The organism is Spirosoma jeollabukense, from assembly GCF_054777855.1.
Genome location: NZ_BAAHAD010000006.1, coordinates 238172 through 255846 on the forward strand (window position 1 = coordinate 238172; position 17675 = coordinate 255846).

General features: G+C 43.0%; 17 protein-coding genes and 1 tRNA gene. All 18 read right to left on the reverse strand.

Annotated elements, in window-relative coordinates; all coding sequences use genetic code 11:
* Nucleotides 1–93 precede the first annotated feature (93 nt).
* A complete protein-coding gene (locus ACYVEA_RS22285; RefSeq protein ID WP_461115651.1) occupies nt 94–471 on the reverse strand; it encodes a DUF983 domain-containing protein in 378 nt (125 codons plus the stop codon).
* Nucleotides 416–697: a hypothetical protein gene (locus ACYVEA_RS22290; protein WP_461115652.1), complete on the reverse strand. Its 282-nt coding sequence runs from the start codon at nt 695–697 to the stop codon at nt 416–418. Before ACYVEA_RS22290 ends, ACYVEA_RS22285 begins: the two co-directional genes overlap by 56 nt.
* A gap of 12 nt (nt 698–709) precedes the next feature.
* Entirely contained in the window at nt 710–1252 is a 543-nt protein-coding gene (locus ACYVEA_RS22295) for a DUF420 domain-containing protein (RefSeq protein WP_461115653.1), read from the reverse strand.
* A 10-nt stretch (nt 1253–1262) separates the two neighbouring features.
* Nucleotides 1263–1973 (reverse strand): SCO family protein, encoded by a 711-nt coding sequence (locus tag ACYVEA_RS22300; RefSeq protein ID WP_461115654.1) that lies wholly within the window; start codon nt 1971–1973, stop codon nt 1263–1265.
* A 3-nt stretch (nt 1974–1976) separates the two neighbouring features.
* A complete protein-coding gene (locus ACYVEA_RS22305; RefSeq protein WP_461115655.1) occupies nt 1977–2300 on the reverse strand; it encodes a cytochrome C oxidase subunit IV family protein in 324 nt (107 codons plus the stop codon).
* A 13-nt stretch (nt 2301–2313) separates the two neighbouring features.
* Nucleotides 2314–3111, reverse strand: coding sequence for a cytochrome c oxidase subunit 3 (locus ACYVEA_RS22310; RefSeq protein WP_461115656.1), 798 nt, complete (start codon nt 3109–3111; stop codon nt 2314–2316).
* 15 nt (nt 3112–3126) lie between these two features.
* Complete coding sequence (locus ACYVEA_RS22315) at nt 3127–3717, reverse strand: cytochrome c oxidase subunit 3 (RefSeq protein ID WP_461115657.1); 591 nt, start codon at nt 3715–3717, stop codon at nt 3127–3129.
* Between the two features lie 9 nt (nt 3718–3726).
* A complete protein-coding gene (gene cyoE / locus ACYVEA_RS22320) occupies nt 3727–4605 on the reverse strand; it encodes a heme o synthase (protein WP_461115658.1) in 879 nt (292 codons plus the stop codon).
* A gap of 1 nt (nt 4606) precedes the next feature.
* Nucleotides 4607–5626, reverse strand: coding sequence for a COX15/CtaA family protein (locus tag ACYVEA_RS22325; RefSeq protein WP_461115659.1), 1020 nt, complete (start codon nt 5624–5626; stop codon nt 4607–4609).
* Nucleotides 5601–7484 carry a cytochrome c oxidase subunit I gene (locus ACYVEA_RS22330; protein WP_461115660.1) on the reverse strand — a complete coding sequence of 628 codons (1884 nt, stop codon included), beginning with the start codon at nt 7482–7484 and terminating at the stop codon, nt 5601–5603. Before ACYVEA_RS22330 ends, ACYVEA_RS22325 begins: the two co-directional genes overlap by 26 nt.
* A gap of 28 nt (nt 7485–7512) precedes the next feature.
* A complete protein-coding gene (locus ACYVEA_RS22335) occupies nt 7513–8637 on the reverse strand; it encodes a cytochrome c oxidase subunit II (RefSeq protein WP_461115661.1) in 1125 nt (374 codons plus the stop codon).
* Nucleotides 8638–8655: 18 nt separating this feature from the next.
* Nucleotides 8656–9963: a quinol:cytochrome C oxidoreductase gene (locus tag ACYVEA_RS22340; RefSeq protein ID WP_461115662.1), complete on the reverse strand. Its 1308-nt coding sequence runs from the start codon at nt 9961–9963 to the stop codon at nt 8656–8658.
* 90 nt (nt 9964–10053) lie between these two features.
* A complete protein-coding gene (locus ACYVEA_RS22345; protein ID WP_461115745.1) occupies nt 10054–10665 on the reverse strand; it encodes a c-type cytochrome in 612 nt (203 codons plus the stop codon).
* A gap of 14 nt (nt 10666–10679) precedes the next feature.
* Nucleotides 10680–11213 (reverse strand): DUF3341 domain-containing protein, encoded by a 534-nt coding sequence (locus tag ACYVEA_RS22350; RefSeq protein ID WP_461115663.1) that lies wholly within the window; start codon nt 11211–11213, stop codon nt 10680–10682.
* 53 nt (nt 11214–11266) lie between these two features.
* On the reverse strand, nt 11267–12697 hold the full coding sequence (gene nrfD, locus ACYVEA_RS22355) for an NrfD/PsrC family molybdoenzyme membrane anchor subunit (RefSeq protein ID WP_093825666.1): 1431 nt from the start codon (nt 12695–12697) through the stop codon (nt 11267–11269).
* A 99-nt stretch (nt 12698–12796) separates the two neighbouring features.
* Entirely contained in the window at nt 12797–15916 is a 3120-nt protein-coding gene (locus ACYVEA_RS22360; RefSeq protein WP_461115664.1) for a TAT-variant-translocated molybdopterin oxidoreductase, read from the reverse strand.
* 57 nt (nt 15917–15973) lie between these two features.
* Complete coding sequence (locus ACYVEA_RS22365; protein WP_461115665.1) at nt 15974–17290, reverse strand: c-type cytochrome; 1317 nt, start codon at nt 17288–17290, stop codon at nt 15974–15976.
* A 250-nt stretch (nt 17291–17540) separates the two neighbouring features.
* Nucleotides 17541–17611, reverse strand: a tRNA-Cys gene (locus ACYVEA_RS22370).
* Between the last annotated feature and the right edge of the window lie 64 nt (nt 17612–17675).

The window sequence follows — 17675 nt, forward strand, 5'->3', positions numbered from 1 at the left end:
ATTGTGTGGAGGAGGTTGCACGGAGTCACTGTTTTTTTTCAAATCTTTCTTATCTATGGTTGAGAGGATTTTTTAGCCATAAAAAAAGGGCTTTTACAGCCCTTTAATATATTTTATGCCGGCTACGTAATATAGCCAGATGACACGTGATATTCGAAAATTGATTGGCGCAATGACAAGCATTACAGGTGCCACAACCGCGGCATATACCCAGCCTTCAGGATCTCCTCCGAAGTAGAATAATAAAAAGCCAATTACTAAAGCGACTCCACCAGATATAGCGTAGCTAACGTACATTGCCCCTACAAAATACCCTGGCTCGACTTCATACCGGAGTCCACAGTGTGGGCAATGCTCATACATTTCATCAAAGCCACGCGGGGAATAGAAAGGTTTACTGAAAATCTTCCCTTTTCTACATCTGGGACAAAGCCCGTTTAACGCGGCCTGCAATTTCGAGACGTCTTCCATGCTCACGCTTACTGTTTCGGTACCATAGGTATCCAATTGAAGCTACAATCAGATAAGGCGCAACTAATAAATACAAGATACCCAAATTTAACTGGGAGGCAACGGTACTACGCCCATTACTGACCGTACTCTCAACTGTTCCCCGGCACATAGCGCACTGAGCCATCAAATCTGGCGTAATAGCCAGAAAAACAAAGATTATCAACCACACTTTCCAACTTCTCATGGCTTTTTTAATTTAATGAACGTAATAAGGTCTAATCATCAGATAGACAATCACACCTGTAATACTAACGTATAACCAAATTGGGAACGCATACTTTACGGTTTGTTTATGTTTAGCTATTTGGCCACTTAACGCGAAGTAAACGGCTCTCAATACAAACCAAACTACGACTATCGACAGGACGATGTGGGATACCAAAAGGAAATAATAAATCGGTCGGATAATGCCTTCCCCACCAAATGGTGTTGATTCATTGGTTAAATGGTACAGTATATAGCAAACCAGAAACAGCGACCCTAAACTAAATGCAGTCAGCATAATTATTCTATGAGCCCGCACGTTTTTCTGCTTAATGAAATATAATCCCACTAACAGTAAAACCGACGTAATAGAATTAATAAGACCATTCAAATGTGGCAAATAAGTTGTCCAGTGGCCTAAATCAACTTTTTGTCGAATTCCTAGCAGCACCGCAACAGCAACCGGAATAGCTATGGAGAGAATATTAATGACTCGGTTTGCTTTCTGTTCCTGGACGGGTTGCAATGTTTGCATACTTGCCATATTATTCCTTATTATAAATATCCAGTAACACTCGAATTTCAAGTACTAGACGATCCACATCTTCTTTGTTGGTACCGTCATAAAACCCTCTGACAATACCCTCTTTATCTACTAGTACCAACTTTTCACTATGGATAAAAGTTTCGTCGGGTTTACCCTCCTTTACGGCCGCATCTACCGTTGGCAGATAATACCCATGCATAGCCAAGTCATAGATCTCGGTTTTACTTCCCGTTAAAAAATACCACTTTCCAGGTATTGCTTCGTATTTCTGTGCGTAAGCTTTTAGCTGTGCAGGCCGGTCATGTTCGGGGTCTACGGTATGCGACAGGAAAACGATAGTAGGATTAGCCCGAAAAATGTCCTGTACACGGGAGAGTTGTGAAGCGATTCTTGGACAAATCGTCCCGCAGCGCGTAAAGAAAAAATCCGCTACGTATATCTTGCCCTTTACAATTGATTGATCCACCGTTTTTCCATCCTGATCAATCAATCTGAATGGCGGAATGTGATTATATATCGTATCGGTCACTTCACGACCGTCGGGCAACATAACCTTTCCCATTAATGGCTCCCCTATAGTTGAGTCAATTTTGGGCAAGTACCGAGGAAGAACAAAGTGATTTTGTGTGCCAAACCGCAGGAATAAATACAGCAAAGCCGGGACCAGCAGCGTAGCGAGCAGGATCCCGGCTTTTCGAGTGACCGTCATGGATTATCGTAATTCAAAAATCGAACCGCCTTCGGTCAATAATGCAACAAGTAACCAGACGATGAAAATTACAGGTATAACAATGGCCCATATTAAGCTTTTTACTTCATGCTTAAGGTGCATAAATTCGCCTACAATGTAGAAAGCTTTCACCAATGTCATTAGTACGAAAATAGAGGTTCTGAATCCTCCAGCTTTCATAAAATAAGCCAGCGTAAATTCGAAGGCTGTAATAACAGACAGGATAACAAATGTGCGCCAGATAAGACCCGTATTTGCGGGTGGTATCTCGCCAACTTCGTGAGTTCCGTGTGTATGATCAGACATGACAGAAAAGTAATTAGACCAGATAGAAGAATGTAAAGACAAATACCCAAACCAAATCGACAAAGTGCCAGTATAAACCTACTTTCTCAACCATTTCATAATGACCACGTTTTGCATACAAGCCCGTAGCCGCTCTGTAAAAAATCAGGATATTTAATACGACACCACTAAATACGTGCGTACCGTGAAAGCCAGTTATGAAAAAGAACAGATCGGCAAAAGCTGGAGGACCATATTGATTTTCAACCAGATTGGCGCCGAAAATAGTCCTTTGAATCGTTTGCCCGTTAACAAGTTCACTAATAGTGGTTCCAGTTTCAGTCCCATGAATAAAGTGACTCCATTCCCAAGCTTGGCTTCCCAAAAAGGTAAAACCGCCTAAAATCGTCCATAACATGTATTTCTCAACGTCAGCCTGATCCATCCGGTGACCTGCTTCAACTGCCAGCACCATTGTAACGCTACTGAAGATGAGGATAAATGTCATAATACCGACAAAAATCAGCGGTAGGTCTACGCCATGCAGGAATGGAACAGAGTTGTATACATGCTCTGGTGAAGGCCAGTAAAGGTTCGAGAATTTGAATACTTCACCATAAATGGCAGGGTCCCAAGCAGGATAGCTATACCGAATCAGACCGTAGGTTACCAGCAATGCTGAGAATGTAAACGTATCTGAGATCAGGAAGAACCACATCATCAGCTTGCCGTAGCTCACTTTCATGGGCTCGACACCACCCATCCAGGTTTTTTTGTCGAACACTTGCTCCGAGTCGGTTGTCAGGGTATCGTGTGTTACAGTAGCCGCCATGCGTCTAAGAGATTATCAATGAAAATAGACTAAAAAGAAAAACAAATACAACCACAAAATGTCTAAAAAATGCCAGTATGTTGCAGCAATTTCAATCTGATTCAGACTTTTAGCATGAATCCGAAGTCGAAATGAAGCTATTAAAGCAACAACTAGCACAAGCAAACCCGAAATTAGGTGAAATCCGTGCAAGCCAGTAAAAATATACATGAATGAACCTGCTGGATTGCCAACAAAAAATACATTTTCGTTAACTAACTCAACCCAACCCTGGAACTGCATGTACAGAAAAACTGCTCCGAGCACAAAAGTAATGCTTATCGCTATCTTCAGGCTGCCAAAGTTATCTTTTTTTGCAGCCAGATAGGCCCAGTGCATAGTTAGGCTGCTAACTACTAGAACCACCGAACTATACGTAAATATTGACGGAATATCATATTCTAGCCAATTTCCTTCCGCCCTACGAACCAGATAGGCGCTGGTCATAGCGGCAAAAAGCATAATAATACTGACGATGAATAACCACAGAATAAATTTTCTGGGGTTCATCGAGAGCGTTTCCTCTGGTTCTTCGATTATCGAAATATCGTTTACTAATTCACTCATGATTTGTTGTTATACTTTATCTAAAAGGTAAACAATCTGCACAATGGGCAAGTAGAGCAATGATCCAAACATCATTTGCAAAGCTGCCTTATCGGTACAGGTTCTCATCAAGTGAAACGTTTGCGCTAAGAACAAGATTCCGCCAATCATGGCGACAAAGGCTGAATTAATGCCAGTCATGCCGAGCAGATAAGGCAACCAGCCAACCGGGATTAGAAACAGCGTGTAAATCATAATCCGGAAAGCTGTTTCTGTTGTTTTGCCGTTGCCAGGCATCATTTGAATACCTGCTTTCTTATATTCGTCAAATGCCAGCCAGCCAATAGCCCAGAAATGTGGAAATTGCCAAAAAAACTGAATAGCGAATAAAATACCTGGTGCCCAACCAAAATGATTAGTCGCTGCTACCCAACCGATCATTGGTGGAAATGCGCCGGGTAAAGCACCCACAAAAACAGCGATCTGACCCTTACGCTTTAAGGGCGTATAGACAAAGCCATACAATAACAATGATAAAACAGCTAAGGCAGCTGCCCGAATATTGAAAACCTCAACGAATAAATAACAAGCTATACTGAATAAAATAAATGCAAAAATAGCCGCTTCTCGTACCGTTAATCGTCCTGTTGGCAGAGGACGGACAGCGGTGCGCTTCATTACTTTATCCGAGTCTTTCTCTATGATTTGATTAATTATGTTTGCGGCACCAGTTATGCTTATTGAAGCAATAACTAGAACTACAATTTTCCACCAGTCAATATGATCTATAGCAAGACAATAACCAAATACACCAGAAAAGACAACTGCCAGTGTAAGTTTCAATTTTACTAACTCAATATATGCTTTCGCTTTTTCGTTAAACGTAGCTACAGCTAATGTCTTTTCCATACTATACTTCTACGAGTCTTGATATTTCTCTATTACGTGCAGATGATATCAAGCCAGGGTTCATTAATAACCATGCTACAAACTGTAAACCGATTATCAGTACCGCTAATACTAAATGAATGGGTTGAGCTATGGCTGGTACGGCTAAATAAGCCATAATTACACCGGTAGCAATTTCAGTAATGACCAACGAAATGATTGAGTTGATCAATTTTGACAATACACTTGACCTAGTTAGCTTGCGAAGCTGATAAATAACCGCTAAATGAAAGGCTAATATTACGAGTGAGAACGAGCGGTGGATATAGAAACTTAGATCTAAATTACTGATCCAATTCTCTCGCTGAGCATATCCTATTTGTTTAACCACCTTATCTAACTCACCCCGAACTTGCGTTCCAAACACGACTTGGCCAAATGTAAATATTATCACTATTACAAGTAACCAACGTACCGAGGCAGTTTTTCCGCTTGTTGGCCCAGCATTTAAATGATTTGCATTCGAACGAATTAACACGAAAAGCAACGCAAAGACAACGGCAATGGCTAATAATAAGTGTAAGGTAATCATGTACTGAGCTAATTCTGTAGCTACCACACGTGAGCCAAGCCATCCATTTGCTCCAATAAGTAAAAAGCCAGCTAAACTACCCCAGAATATAACTTTGTCTTTACGCAGATAGGATAAGGAAGCGATTAGTGTTGCAAAGACAAGAAATCCTGACAAAACACCTAACAGCCTGTTGATATACTCTATCCAAGTTTTAACCGCGTTAAACTCAACTTCCCCTTTAAGTTTTGCTCCAAAAATCGCCTGATAGTTTGGCGGTAATTGAGAAACTTCAGTAGGAGGAATCCAACGGCCAAAACATTTAGGCCAGTCAGGACAACCCATTCCAGAACCGGTGCCTCTAACAATACCGCCTGCCAGAATAAGCAGATAAATAACGATTACTGTCAGAAGCACCAGTCGCCGGAAGCGTTGCTCTTGTTTATTAATGAGGTTGATTGAACTGGTCATTCAGGTTTTGTGCCTGAATCTCTTTTTCCAGACCAATCAACTCATTTTCATGTGGAAGATTGGATTCTGGGGTTTGCGAGTACGGCACGTTTTGAGGAATGAAGTCATCCTTAGCACCTGGTTTACTATAATCGTAAGGCCAACGATAAACTGCAGGAATTTCGCCAGGCCAATTACCGTGACCTGGTTGAATTGGTGTTGTCCATTCCAGCGTGTTAGATTTCCACGGATTTTGTGGAGATTTCTTGCCTTTAATTAAGCTATAAACGAAGTTATAAATGAAAATCCACTGCGCTGTAAACGTAAAGATGGCGGCTAGGCTGATGAAAGCATTCATATCAGCGAAGATATTCTTCGTAAAATCATAGCTTGTGAAAGCATAGTATCGACGTGGGAAACCCGCAATACCAACGTAGTGCATTGGAAAGAATACCAGATATATACCAATAAATGTTAGCCAAAAGTGAATATACCCAAGCTTTTCATTCAAAAGTCTGCCGAACATTTTAGGGAACCAGTGGTATACACCAGCAAGTAACCCAAAAGCTGAAGCTGCGCCCATTACTAAGTGGAAGTGAGCTACCACAAAATATGTATCGTGTAGCTGAATATCCAGCGCAGAATTCCCCAAAATAAGACCCGTAAGACCACCCGATATAAAGAATGATACTAGTCCAATTGAGAAAAGCATAGCTGGTGTAAACCGTATATTCCCCCGCCATAAAGTTGTGATGTAATTGAAAGCCTTAACCGCTGATGGAACCGCGATGATTAGCGTCAAGAACATAAATATTGAGCCGAGGAACGGATTCATACCCGTCACAAACATATGGTGAGCCCATACAATGAACGCGAGAAAGGCAATACCCATCATAGACGCAATCATAGCACGATATCCAAAAATAGGCTTACGGGAATTCGTAGCAATAATTTCTGAGGTCATACCCAACGCTGGAAGTAATACAATGTATACCTCTGGGTGCCCCAGGAACCAGAATAAATGCTGAAAAAGGATTGGACTACCCCCTACATTCGGCAATGCTTCACCTTTGATGTAAATCTCAGATAAATAGAAGCTGGTCCCAAAGCTGCGATCGAATATGAGCAGCAATGCAGCCGATAATAGTACTGGGAAAGAAATTAAGCCTAATACAGCTGTCAGGAAAAAGGCCCAAATCGTTAATGGAAGTTTGCTAAATGACATACCACGCGTCCGTAAATTAATTACGGTAGTGATATAATTGATGCCTCCCAACAGTTGCGATACAATGAATAGTGCCATACTAAGCAACCATAACGTCATGCCCAATTCTGAGCCCTTATGAGCTTGTGGTAAGGCACTTAATGGAGGATAAATCACCCATCCACCAGCAGCAGGTCCTGTTTCAATAAACATGGATGAAAACATTATCACGCTGGCTACAAAGAAGAACCAGTATGATAACATATTCAAGAATCCTGAAGCCATATCCCGTGCACCAACTTGTAATGGAATAAGGAAGTTGGAGAACGTACCACTTAAACCAGCGGTCAATACAAAGAATACCATAATAGTACCATGCATAGTAACCAGCGCAAGGTAAAAATCAGGGTCTAATTTGTCCGTTTCATTAATCCAGCTACCAAGAATTGGTCGCAAAAAGCCTAACTTCATATTAGGGAAGCCCAATTGAAGCCGGAACATTACCGATAAGCTAATCCCAATGATTGACCAAATTATACCCGAAATAAGGTATTGCTTAGCAATAGTTTTGTGATCTTCGGAGAAAATGTATGTGCGCCAAAAACTTTGCGGCTCATGATGGTCATGCTCCACTGCATGTACCACGTTTGCCGAATCAGCTGATATAGTCGCCATAGTATTTGGGTTGTTGTAGTTTTAGAAATTAACGGCGCGCAGCACTAGCTATTGATGCACCCCCTCCTGTTTGTTTTACTGAAACTGTTGAGCTATCTGCCGGGGCGGGTGCCGCATCTGCTGGTAAATATTTAGCGGCTTTGGCCTTTAAATTTGTCGGAATACGTACTGCCAACTCAGGCGTTGACGTCAACAGCGGCTTTTGTTCTTTACACCAAGCCTGCCACGAAGCCTCATCTTCAACAATCAATCGAATACGCATCGAAAAATGACCTTGGCCACAAACTTCTGTGCAGGCAATTTCATAGCCGAAATTTGGATTCCCTGTTATGTTGCGCATTTCATCTGTGGTTTTATCAGCCATGAACTGGAAGCGCGTCGGCATACCTGGTACGGCATCCATCTTCACACGTAGATGAGGAATGAATACGCTGTGTAATACGTCACGAGCACGTATTTTTAAAAGAATAGGCTTATTGACAGGGATGTGTAACTCAGACGTAGACGTAAAATCATCGAACGAAGCCTCATCTGTATAATCAATACCCGTATCGTTATTGTTATCAATCAGCTTATAATTGTAAGCACCAAGCTTGTTGTTGTCAACACCTGGGTATCGTACAATCCAGTTGAACTGTTTACCAACGATTTCAAAAACCTGCGCATTCTCGGGCGCTTCTGCCATAATATCGCGCCATGCCCGCCATCCTGTAAATACCATAACAGCCATTACAATAGCCGGAATAACTGTCCATATTAACTCCAATTTATGGTTCTCGGGATAATAAGCAGCCTTACGGCCTTCTTTATGCTGATACATCCATGCGAAAATAAACAGCAATGCATTTGTCACAACGAATGCAACCGTAATAATGCTCATTGAAAGCCAGAACAAGAAATCTGTCCGACGACCGTGAGGAGACGATGCTTCAGGTAAGAAAAACTGCTTGGCATACAGGAACGACCAAGTAGCAGCGATTAAACCAACAACGAAGAAGACAACGAACAATATACCATTAATGCGGTTACTAAGCCCAATACGACCTTCTTCTACCGGGCCGTTTGCGTTCTTCACAACGGTAGCCATCCGGGATATAACCATTGCGGCTAAGCCCAGAAAGATTACCGATAATAGAGCGACTATATAAACCATGTTTTTGCGGGTTGTTAATTAAATATCGTGGTGTAAGGTCTCTTCCAGCATCGGGTGATTCTTAGGTACCAAGTTAGCTTTCGTCAATTGCGAATAAAGGCTCCAAACAAACCCACACGCAAAGATCAAAATCATACCGAACTCAATCGGTCCAAAGCCTCCATGCTCACCTACTGTCCCCGGCATGATATTAGTATAAAAATCAAAATAGTGGCCTATTATGATTCCCCAAGCAGCCACCTTCAAAATGATGTTAGTTCGCTTGGCATCCCGTGTCATTAGAACGAGAAAAGGAAATACAAAATTCAAAAAGATTGTTATCCAGAATGGTGCTTTGTATATCCCACCAAAGCCACTAAAACGCTCCCGATAATAGATGGTTTCTTCAGGCAGGTTGGCGTAATAAATCAGCATAAACTGAGCAAACCATACATACGTCCAGAAAATACTGAAAGCAAACATAAACTTACCAAGGTCCTGCAAATGGCTTTCATTGACCCATTGCATGTAACCCCGCTCTTTCAGGGTTACAACTGTCAAGGTAATGATAGCCAAACCCGTTACATGCCAACTAGCTAACGTATACCAACCAAACATCGTGCTGAACCAGTGCGTGTCAATAGACATTACAAAATCCCAGGCAGATGTAGAAGAGGTTACGCCGAATACTAGCAAAAAAGCAACTCCAAACTTAATGCTTTTTTCGTAGTAAGCTGTACCACCATATAAATCCTCTTGGAGGGAGAAAGTTCGCAATCTATTCCACAGGAAATACCAAAGACCAAAATAGGCAACTATACGACCAACGTAAAATGGCGTATTTAGAAACCCTTTTTTACCATTGATAATTGGATCAAATTCTGGACTGGTTTTATCATATAAGCCTGGATGAGTCCAGTGAAATAGATCATGTCCAGCGATAAAGAATGTAAGAAGTACTGCCAATCCCATAAAGGGCAAATAGGCCGGCATTGCTTCAGGAATACGCTTGAAAGCTACTGACCAACCAGCTTGAGCCAAATAGTTATAAGACATGAAAAACATGCCAATAACTGCTGCACCTGTAAAGTAAATGGCGTTCAACCATACGTTTGCCCACAAACGGTTAGTCCATTTATAAGCGTGGTGTCCACCACCTTCATGGGCACCAGCTCCATGAGCAGCAGCAGCATGAGTTTCGTGCGATCCTACTCCTGATGCCAGTAAATAGGCACCAATCGCAACTAAAGCAACACCGGTTCCAATGCCGATCAATAACCGACGTTTGGATTCGGCAGTAAATTCAAATTCTTCGTCTAAGGACGGTATTGCGTGAGCCGATGCCATTCTTACTTATTAGTCAATTTATAAAAAGACGTTAGACACTAACTTGTCTGAAAATTATCAGTTGTTTGAGTCTATTGCCAAATGTTAAATTTATCCTTGTTGAAGTTTGTGTACATACTGTACGATCTTCCATCGATCTTCTGGAGTGATTTGTGAGCCGTGTGGCCACATCCTACCTTTTCCATGCGTGATAACATGGAAAATATGACCGTCATTCATAGTTTTATAGGCATCGGTCGAGTAGTTTGGCACACCCTTGTATTCCTTAGCTACCGGGCCATCGCCTTTACCCGTGGCACCATGACAGTGGCTACAATAACGTGTGTATAAAACTTGGCCCTCAGCCTGCGTTTTCTCTGATTCTGCAATCGGGTTCGTCAATACTCGCTCTGCAATACCAATACTATCTGCCGGAATGTTGTACATCATTAGGTCCGTCGTTTTGTTTGCTCCAGAACCAAATGTGGTATGATAGTTAGGTCGGGCCACAGTGCCGCGTGCCGGAAGACGCATGTTTAGACCGTTTTCCCGCACATTGATAGTATTTGCGCGACTCTGCTTGTAAGGTTCGTAACCTACAGGCTCATACATTTGCGGTGCATAAACAACTCCTGTATTATCGTGCCCTTTCTTACAGGCGCTTCCTATAAACAGAACTCCAACGATAGCTAGTGCTGTTATGCTCGTATGTTTAGTAATCATTTTCATTCTGAACATTAGAACTGCTTAACATTTACTTCGGCAGCACCTGATTTTTTCAGAATCTGCTCAATAGAACTCTCATCAATATTGTTTTTACCCATATCTATAGCCATAGCAAACTTATTATCGGTCGTCCTAAGGTCATACATCAATGGCTTTACAGTTGGCCCAAGTCCGTTCGAAACAAGGAACGTACCAACCATGCCTAACGCACAGAAAAGAACAGTCAATTCAAAAATAACCGGTACGTATACAACTGGTGAATACGAGTCTTTACCACCAACAATCATCGGCCAGTCATAACCTTCCGTATAGAATGTAAGTGCTAATGCCGTTAAAGTACCAGATAAGCCAAATAGAAAAGCAGCAATTCCTAGCCGGGTGCGTGGATGGCCAAGTGCAACATCTAGTCCATGAATAGGAAAGGGCGTATAAACTTCATGAATTCGTACACCTGCATTTTTTACATCTTTAACGGCCTTTAATACTACGTCGTCATCGTCGTAGATGCCGACTAAGAATTTACCGCTACCATTTACGTCTGACATGATCAGTAGTTATTATTTAATGTTTGCACCGGATAGCCGGGTCAGAATTACGTTTACTCTATGTTTTTGTTAAACGTAGGGTTTGCAACCCGTTCTCCTTTAGCAACTCCAGACACTGAAACCGGCAATCTTTCAGAAGACGATTTAATTACTGTTTTCACTTCCGCCATATTTACCACTGGCAAAAATTTCGAGAATAACAGAAATAACGTGAAGAAGAAACCGAATGAGAAAATATAATCGCTAATGTCAAACAGGGTTGGGTGGAACATAGCCCAGCTCGATGGCAGGTAATCGCGGTGAAGTGACGTCACGATAATTACAAACCGCTCAAACCACATACCAATATTTACAATAACAGATAGAACAAAGGTCCAGACAATACTACGGCGAATAGCCCGTGACCAGAATAGCTGTGGTGTAATTACGTTACAGGTCATCATAGCCCAGTATGCCCACCAATATGGTCCTGTCGCCCGGTTAATAAATGCGTAGCTTTCAAACTCAACCCCAGAGTACCAAGCGATAAAGAATTCGGTCAAGTAAGCAACACCTACAATGGAGCCAGTCAATGTAATGACTTTATTCATTGATTCGATGTGCTCGATCGTGATATAATCTTCCAGTTTGAAAACAACCCGGATAATAAGAACCAAGTTTTGCACCATTGCAAAACCCGAGAAAATAGCACCAGCAACAAAGTAAGGAGGAAAGATAGTCGTGTGCCAACCTGGAATAACCGAGGTAGCGAAGTCCATACTCACAATCGTGTGTACAGATAGTACGAGAGGAGTAGACAGACCAGCCAGGATTAAGCTCATATACTCATATCGTGCCCAGGTTTTAGCAGAGCCATTCCATCCCAAAGAAAACGCACCATAGATGTAACGGGATACTTTACTCCGAGCCCGATCACGAATCGTGGCCAAATCTGGCAATAGACCCATGTACCAGAATACTAACGATACAGTAAAATATGTGCTGATAGCAAATACGTCCCATACAAGTGGTGATTTGAAATTAACCCACAAAGAACCAAAGGTATTTGGCAATGGTAGTGCCCAATAAGCTAACCATGGACGACCCATGTGCATTAAGATAAAACTGGCAGCACATAGAACGGCGAAGATAGTCATGGCTTCAGCAGCTCGGTTCACCGCCGTCCGCCATTTCTGACGAAAAAGGAGCAAAATCGCTGAAATGAGCGTACCGGCATGACCGATACCAACCCACCAAACGAAGTTCGTGATATCCCACGCCCAGCCAACAGTTTTGTTTAGGCCCCAAACGCCTAATCCTTCCCACCAAGTCCAAAATACACAGGCGGTTCCGTAAAGTAGCACAACCACCGAGATGGTAAAGGCAATAGTCCACTCACGGGTGGGGGCTCCCTCAACCTGTCTGCTGATATCTTCCGTCACATCGGCATAGGTTTTGCCACCGGTGACTAGAGGAGTTCTAACGGCTGATGTTACATGCGACATATATCTTACTAATTTACGATGTATGATTTATGATGTACAAATTTACGATTTGTGATAGCATATTGTTCAAAATCAATTAGCTACCTCCGTCAACCGTAATTAGCTTACTTCGTTTGATTCTTGTGTAGCATTCTTATTTTGCTTCGGCTCTTCATCCTTATTACGAATTTTCGTCAGATATGAGATTTGTGGCCTTACGTTAATTTCTTCCAGCACATGGAAAGCACGGCCTTCAACTTCAACTTCACGTATCTTAGAAATTGTGCTTTCTGGGTTATTCATGTCACCGAAAATAATGGCACTTGTAGGACAAGCCTGGGCGCAAGCCGTTTGAACTTCATCGGGTAACAACCGACGGCGTTCTTTTTTCGCCGTTAATTTGGTTTCCTGAATCCGTTGTACGCAGAATGAGCACTTTTCGATAACACCACGGGAACGAACCGTTACGTCTGGGTTAATGACCATTTTACCCAGGTCATTATTAAAATGATAATCGTAATTATCATTATCATGGTACTTAAACCAGTTGAACCGGCGTACTTTATATGGGCAGTTGTTCGCACAGTAACGCGTACCAATACAACGGTTGTAGGTCATTTGGTTCAACCCTTCTGTACTATGCGTCGTTGCAAGAACTGGACAAACCGTTTCGCAAGGAGCATTGCTACAATGCTGACAAAGCATTGGCTGGAATGTAACTTCTGGATTAGCTGAAGCGACTTCCAAAGCCGAGTAATCTTCGGCTTCAGCATCACTACTATAATAACGATCAATCCGCATCCAGTGCATCTCGCGACGGTTAATCACTTCCTGGCGACCTACAACCTGGATGTTGTTTTCCGCATTACAGGCAACAACACAAGTTCCGCACCCAATACAGGAGTTTAGGTCAATGACCATACCCCATGAGTGATTAGGTTTACCGTAGCCATTCCAGAGCGTAATATCTGTAGGATCAGTTGGTCCTACAGACGTTTGCACTTTAGGCTCGTAACGACCAGCTTTCGGATCTTTCTGATAGGCGGCCAGTCTAGCTTCCTGTAAGACTGCCCGGCGACCCATAACCGTATCGTGCGTTTGCGTCTGGGCTATTTCGTGCTTACCACTTGCTTTTTCTACCTTAGCATTAATGGCTGAGTAGGTAGCATATCCATCCGTAATAGTCACGAATGGGAAAGCGTTTTTGCCTACACCGTTTGCCGACTTGCCTGCCTTATCACGTCCGTAACCAATGGCAACTGAAACTGTATCGTCTGCCTGACCAGGTTGAATCAACACGGGCAACTCTATTGACTTGCCGTTTACAGAAACACTAACCATGTCATTCTGGGCAACGCCCATTGCTTTGGCCGTTTTTTGCGAAATAGCGGCATAATTGTCCCAGCAAGCTTTGGAAACAGGATCTGGCAACTCTTGTAACCAGGGATTGTTAGCCATTGCACCTGTACCAACACCTACTTTTTCATATAAACCCAACTCCATACCGGTCGTTGGCTTATAGCGTTGAGCAATTCCTGCTGCAGCCTGCGCTACGTTTCCAGCAAATGTAACAGCACCCGCAACAACCTGATTTTTACCGGGTTCGAACACGCCATCGTTCAAGCATTGTACCCAGAAAGCTTCAAATGAGCTAAAGCCAGAGGCTTTTGGATACTGTGTTGAAAGCCAATGACTTTTCAGATAAGCTTGGTAATCACTTGGCTTGCCGCTCCAGGTTAGCAAGCTAGATTCAAACTGACGGGTTTTGAAAATAAGGGTGATAGCAGGCTGCATGACGCTATAAAAACCCTGCTTTGGCTCAGCGTCACCCCAGCATTCCAGAAAATGCGGTGCTGGCGTAATATACTTTGACAACGACGCTGTTTCATCGGCGCGATCAGCGAATGAAACGGATAAGGCTATTTTTGGTAACGCTTCTGCAAGCTCAGCCCCTCGGGGATGATTATATACTGGATTAGCCGCAAAAAAAAGAACGGCCCCCACCTGACCAGCTTTTGCCTCGTTGATAAAGGCATTCATCTGCTGATCGTTGCCCTGGCGGTAATTGACCGGTAAGTTAATATCAATCGTTGTGCCATAGCTCCCTAATAGGTTGTTCAGCGCATTGACGATAATTTGTACATTAGGATCATTGGAGCCAGATACCACTAATGCCTTACCTCGCGAATTAGCAAGATCAGTAGCTGCTTTATCCAGGTGAGGAATTGTGACAGATGCAGTACCAACAGGTGTTCCACCCAGCTTAGCAGCGACCTTATTGTAAAGTGCAGCTACAACTAAACCTTCCTGTGATGGCTTGATGGGTGACCGATAATCGGCATTAGACCCCGTTAATGAAAGCCCGGTTTCAAATTGATAGTGCCGCGACATGGTTTTCTTTCCACCACCGATGGCGCCTATCTTCCTACCTTTAGCATAAGCTCCCATGTATTCGATGGGCGCTATCCAGGTACCTAGAAAATCAGCATTTATACCAACAATCGTATTGGCTTTGCTGAAATCATACGTTGGAACAACAGCTTTGCCAAATGATGCCTGATTTGCCTGAATAAGGCCAAAAACAGAGTTAGCATCATACGTAATATGCTGAGCAGTTGGATATTTCGCTACAAAATCAGCAATGACTGCTTTCGTCGTGGGACTGAGTATTGTTGATGTAACGATACGTATGGCACCCCCTTTCCCAGCAACTGAGTTCAGTTGATTAACTATTTCGCGATCAGCAGTAGCCCAGTCGATGTCTGTTTCACCCCGTTTAGGCCCTTTAAGCTTATCTATATCGTAAAGAGAAAGCACTGATGCCTGTGTACGGGCAGTAGTGGCTCCTTTAGATACGCTAGATGATGGATTACCTTCTATTTTTATTGGACGCCCTTCACGGGTTTCAACCAGAATAGCCGTATAATCGCCACCTTCACTAAATGTAGATGCGTAGTAATCAGATATTGAAGGGAATGTAAATTCCGGCTTGCTAATATACGGAATGGCTTTATGGACGGGCGTTTCGCAGGCAGCCAGTGATACAGCAGCCATACCAAAGCCCATTACTTTCAAAAAGTCACGGCGTTGGGTATTTGAACCCCCAAGTAACCCTTCCAGGTCATTTGATGATTCGCTCAGGTCAGGGTTAGCAAATTCGCTATTCGCGTTTTTTACAAACGTAGCATCATTGCGTAACTCTTCAACCCCTTTCCAATACCGTTTAGATGTATTTTCCATGCGTGTTGTATGCGGTAAGTACCTATTGGTTGAGCTGCCCTATCCAGGCACGGTGGGTTAATAGTGGCATTTGGAGCATTCCAGACCACCAATATTAGCTACTTTCAGTGGTTCTTTACTTTCTTTCCGGTGAAGAGCTACCAATTTGTCGTAATAGGCATTGTCTTTGGTATTTACTTCGGTCCGGCGGTGGCAATCGATACACCAACCCATCGTCAATGACGAACGTGCTTCAACTACCTCCATCTTCTCAATTTCACCGTGGCAAGTCTGACATGCTACGTTACCTACGTTTACATGTTGAGCGTGGTTAAAGTAAGCCAAATCGGGTAGGTTGTGAACACGAATCCATTCAATTGGCTGGTTATTCTCGATCGCTGTATAAATCTTTTGAATTTCCGGAGACTCCTTCTTAATGACGCCATGGCAGTTCATACAGATGTTAGCCGCAGGTATAGTAGCACTCTTGCCCTTCTGAGCGCCTGTGTGACAGTAATTACAGTCGATTTTATATTGACCAGCGTGAAGTTTATGCGAATAAGCAATCGGTTGCTTTGGCGCATAGCCCTGTTGTATACCCACACTATAGGCACCGTCAATTGTCGCTTTTGTTACCACCAGAAGAAACAACCAGATTATGACTGAACGTAGTGTCGGATTGTTAAAGGCATCCGACAGACCAGTTTTCATGCGCTGGCCAAAAGAAGAAGGAATCTGAGTGCCATCGGTTGTCGTTACGGGCGACACCGCTTTCGACAAAATTGTTACGATCACGAGCAGAACGCCCAAAACCAGCAACATAATTACCAGCAGAGCGATCAATACAAAAGTAAAGAGTTCAGATGGACCACCAACCGATGTAGTCCCCGCATCTGCACCTGCATTATTTTTACCGGTATCACCTCCCCCCGTAGAAGCGATTGCTGGCTTATCACCTTGAGCAATGTAGGCCAGAATCCCATCGATATCGGCGTCCGATAAGCTTGGGAAACTCGACATCTGAACTTTACCATTGGCGTTGAACACCTGATTGGCGTATGCATCACCAGACGCAATTACAGCTGACGAATTCCGAATCCATTTGTGTAACCAATCTTTTCCAGGTGCCCGACTCTCGATTCCCTTCAAACCAGGCCCAACAACTTTTTCGGCCGTTATTGAATGGCATTGGGCGCAGTTATTGGTAAACAACGTCTTTCCTTTTTCTACATCACCACCACCGCCGGCTGGAGCCGCTGCGGCTGGGGCACTAGCTGAGTCTTGTGCTTTTACCTGACTGTTGGAAAGCAACAGCATCAGCGATAAAACAACGACTCCGCAAAGCTTATATAAACAACTCATTTTTTGAACTATATTAATTGAGTGAATCAACATAATCACCAATGCTTTTTATCAGCGACCAAAAGTACGACACGATTACTGTATAGGCAAAAGTTGGCGTTTAGTTATTTGAACCGTCGTTTTTATTTATATTCTTTCTAATTAACGAACAATCTAAAGAGAGTTCATGTCAGCTAATTAATCTCTTAGGAGTGATGTTTATACTAAAAAAAAGCCATTTTGCCTGAACTCAACCAGAGTAGCAGCAAAATGGCAAATGAGATAGATAACTACTTGTATCCGGAGGTTCCGAGCGGATTCGAACCGCTGTACGAGGTTTTGCAGACCTCTGCCTAGCCACTCGGCCACGGAACCTTACTTGTTTCCGTATAAATGACAGGTCACGTATTCGGGAGTGCAAAGATAGGATTTTATCGTT

Excerpts from the sequence above, each read along its gene's own strand:
- ACYVEA_RS22285 (WP_461115651.1), bottom strand. The coding sequence starts at position 471 with ATGGAAGACGTCTCGAAATTGCAGGCCGCGTTAAACGGGCTTTGTCCC.
- ACYVEA_RS22290 (WP_461115652.1), bottom strand. The coding sequence starts at position 697 with ATGAGAAGTTGGAAAGTGTGGTTGATAATCTTTGTTTTTCTGGCTATT.
- ACYVEA_RS22295 (WP_461115653.1), bottom strand. The coding sequence starts at position 1,252 with ATGCAAACATTGCAACCCGTCCAGGAACAGAAAGCAAACCGAGTCATT.
- ACYVEA_RS22300 (WP_461115654.1), bottom strand. The coding sequence starts at position 1,973 with ATGACGGTCACTCGAAAAGCCGGGATCCTGCTCGCTACGCTGCTGGTC.
- ACYVEA_RS22305 (WP_461115655.1), bottom strand. The coding sequence starts at position 2,300 with ATGTCTGATCATACACACGGAACTCACGAAGTTGGCGAGATACCACCC.
- ACYVEA_RS22310 (WP_461115656.1), bottom strand. The coding sequence starts at position 3,111 with ATGGCGGCTACTGTAACACACGATACCCTGACAACCGACTCGGAGCAA.
- ACYVEA_RS22315 (WP_461115657.1), bottom strand. The coding sequence starts at position 3,717 with ATGAGTGAATTAGTAAACGATATTTCGATAATCGAAGAACCAGAGGAA.
- cyoE (WP_461115658.1), bottom strand. The coding sequence starts at position 4,605 with ATGGAAAAGACATTAGCTGTAGCTACGTTTAACGAAAAAGCGAAAGCA.
- ACYVEA_RS22325 (WP_461115659.1), bottom strand. The coding sequence starts at position 5,626 with ATGACCAGTTCAATCAACCTCATTAATAAACAAGAGCAACGCTTCCGG.
- ACYVEA_RS22330 (WP_461115660.1), bottom strand. The coding sequence starts at position 7,484 with ATGGCGACTATATCAGCTGATTCGGCAAACGTGGTACATGCAGTGGAG.
- ACYVEA_RS22335 (WP_461115661.1), bottom strand. The coding sequence starts at position 8,637 with ATGGTTTATATAGTCGCTCTATTATCGGTAATCTTTCTGGGCTTAGCC.
- ACYVEA_RS22340 (WP_461115662.1), bottom strand. The coding sequence starts at position 9,963 with ATGGCATCGGCTCACGCAATACCGTCCTTAGACGAAGAATTTGAATTT.
- ACYVEA_RS22345 (WP_461115745.1), bottom strand. The coding sequence starts at position 10,665 with ATGATTACTAAACATACGAGCATAACAGCACTAGCTATCGTTGGAGTT.
- ACYVEA_RS22350 (WP_461115663.1), bottom strand. The coding sequence starts at position 11,213 with ATGTCAGACGTAAATGGTAGCGGTAAATTCTTAGTCGGCATCTACGAC.
- nrfD (WP_093825666.1), bottom strand. The coding sequence starts at position 12,697 with ATGTCGCATGTAACATCAGCCGTTAGAACTCCTCTAGTCACCGGTGGC.
- ACYVEA_RS22360 (WP_461115664.1), bottom strand. The coding sequence starts at position 15,916 with ATGGAAAATACATCTAAACGGTATTGGAAAGGGGTTGAAGAGTTACGC.
- ACYVEA_RS22365 (WP_461115665.1), bottom strand. The coding sequence starts at position 17,290 with ATGTTGATTCACTCAATTAATATAGTTCAAAAAATGAGTTGTTTATAT.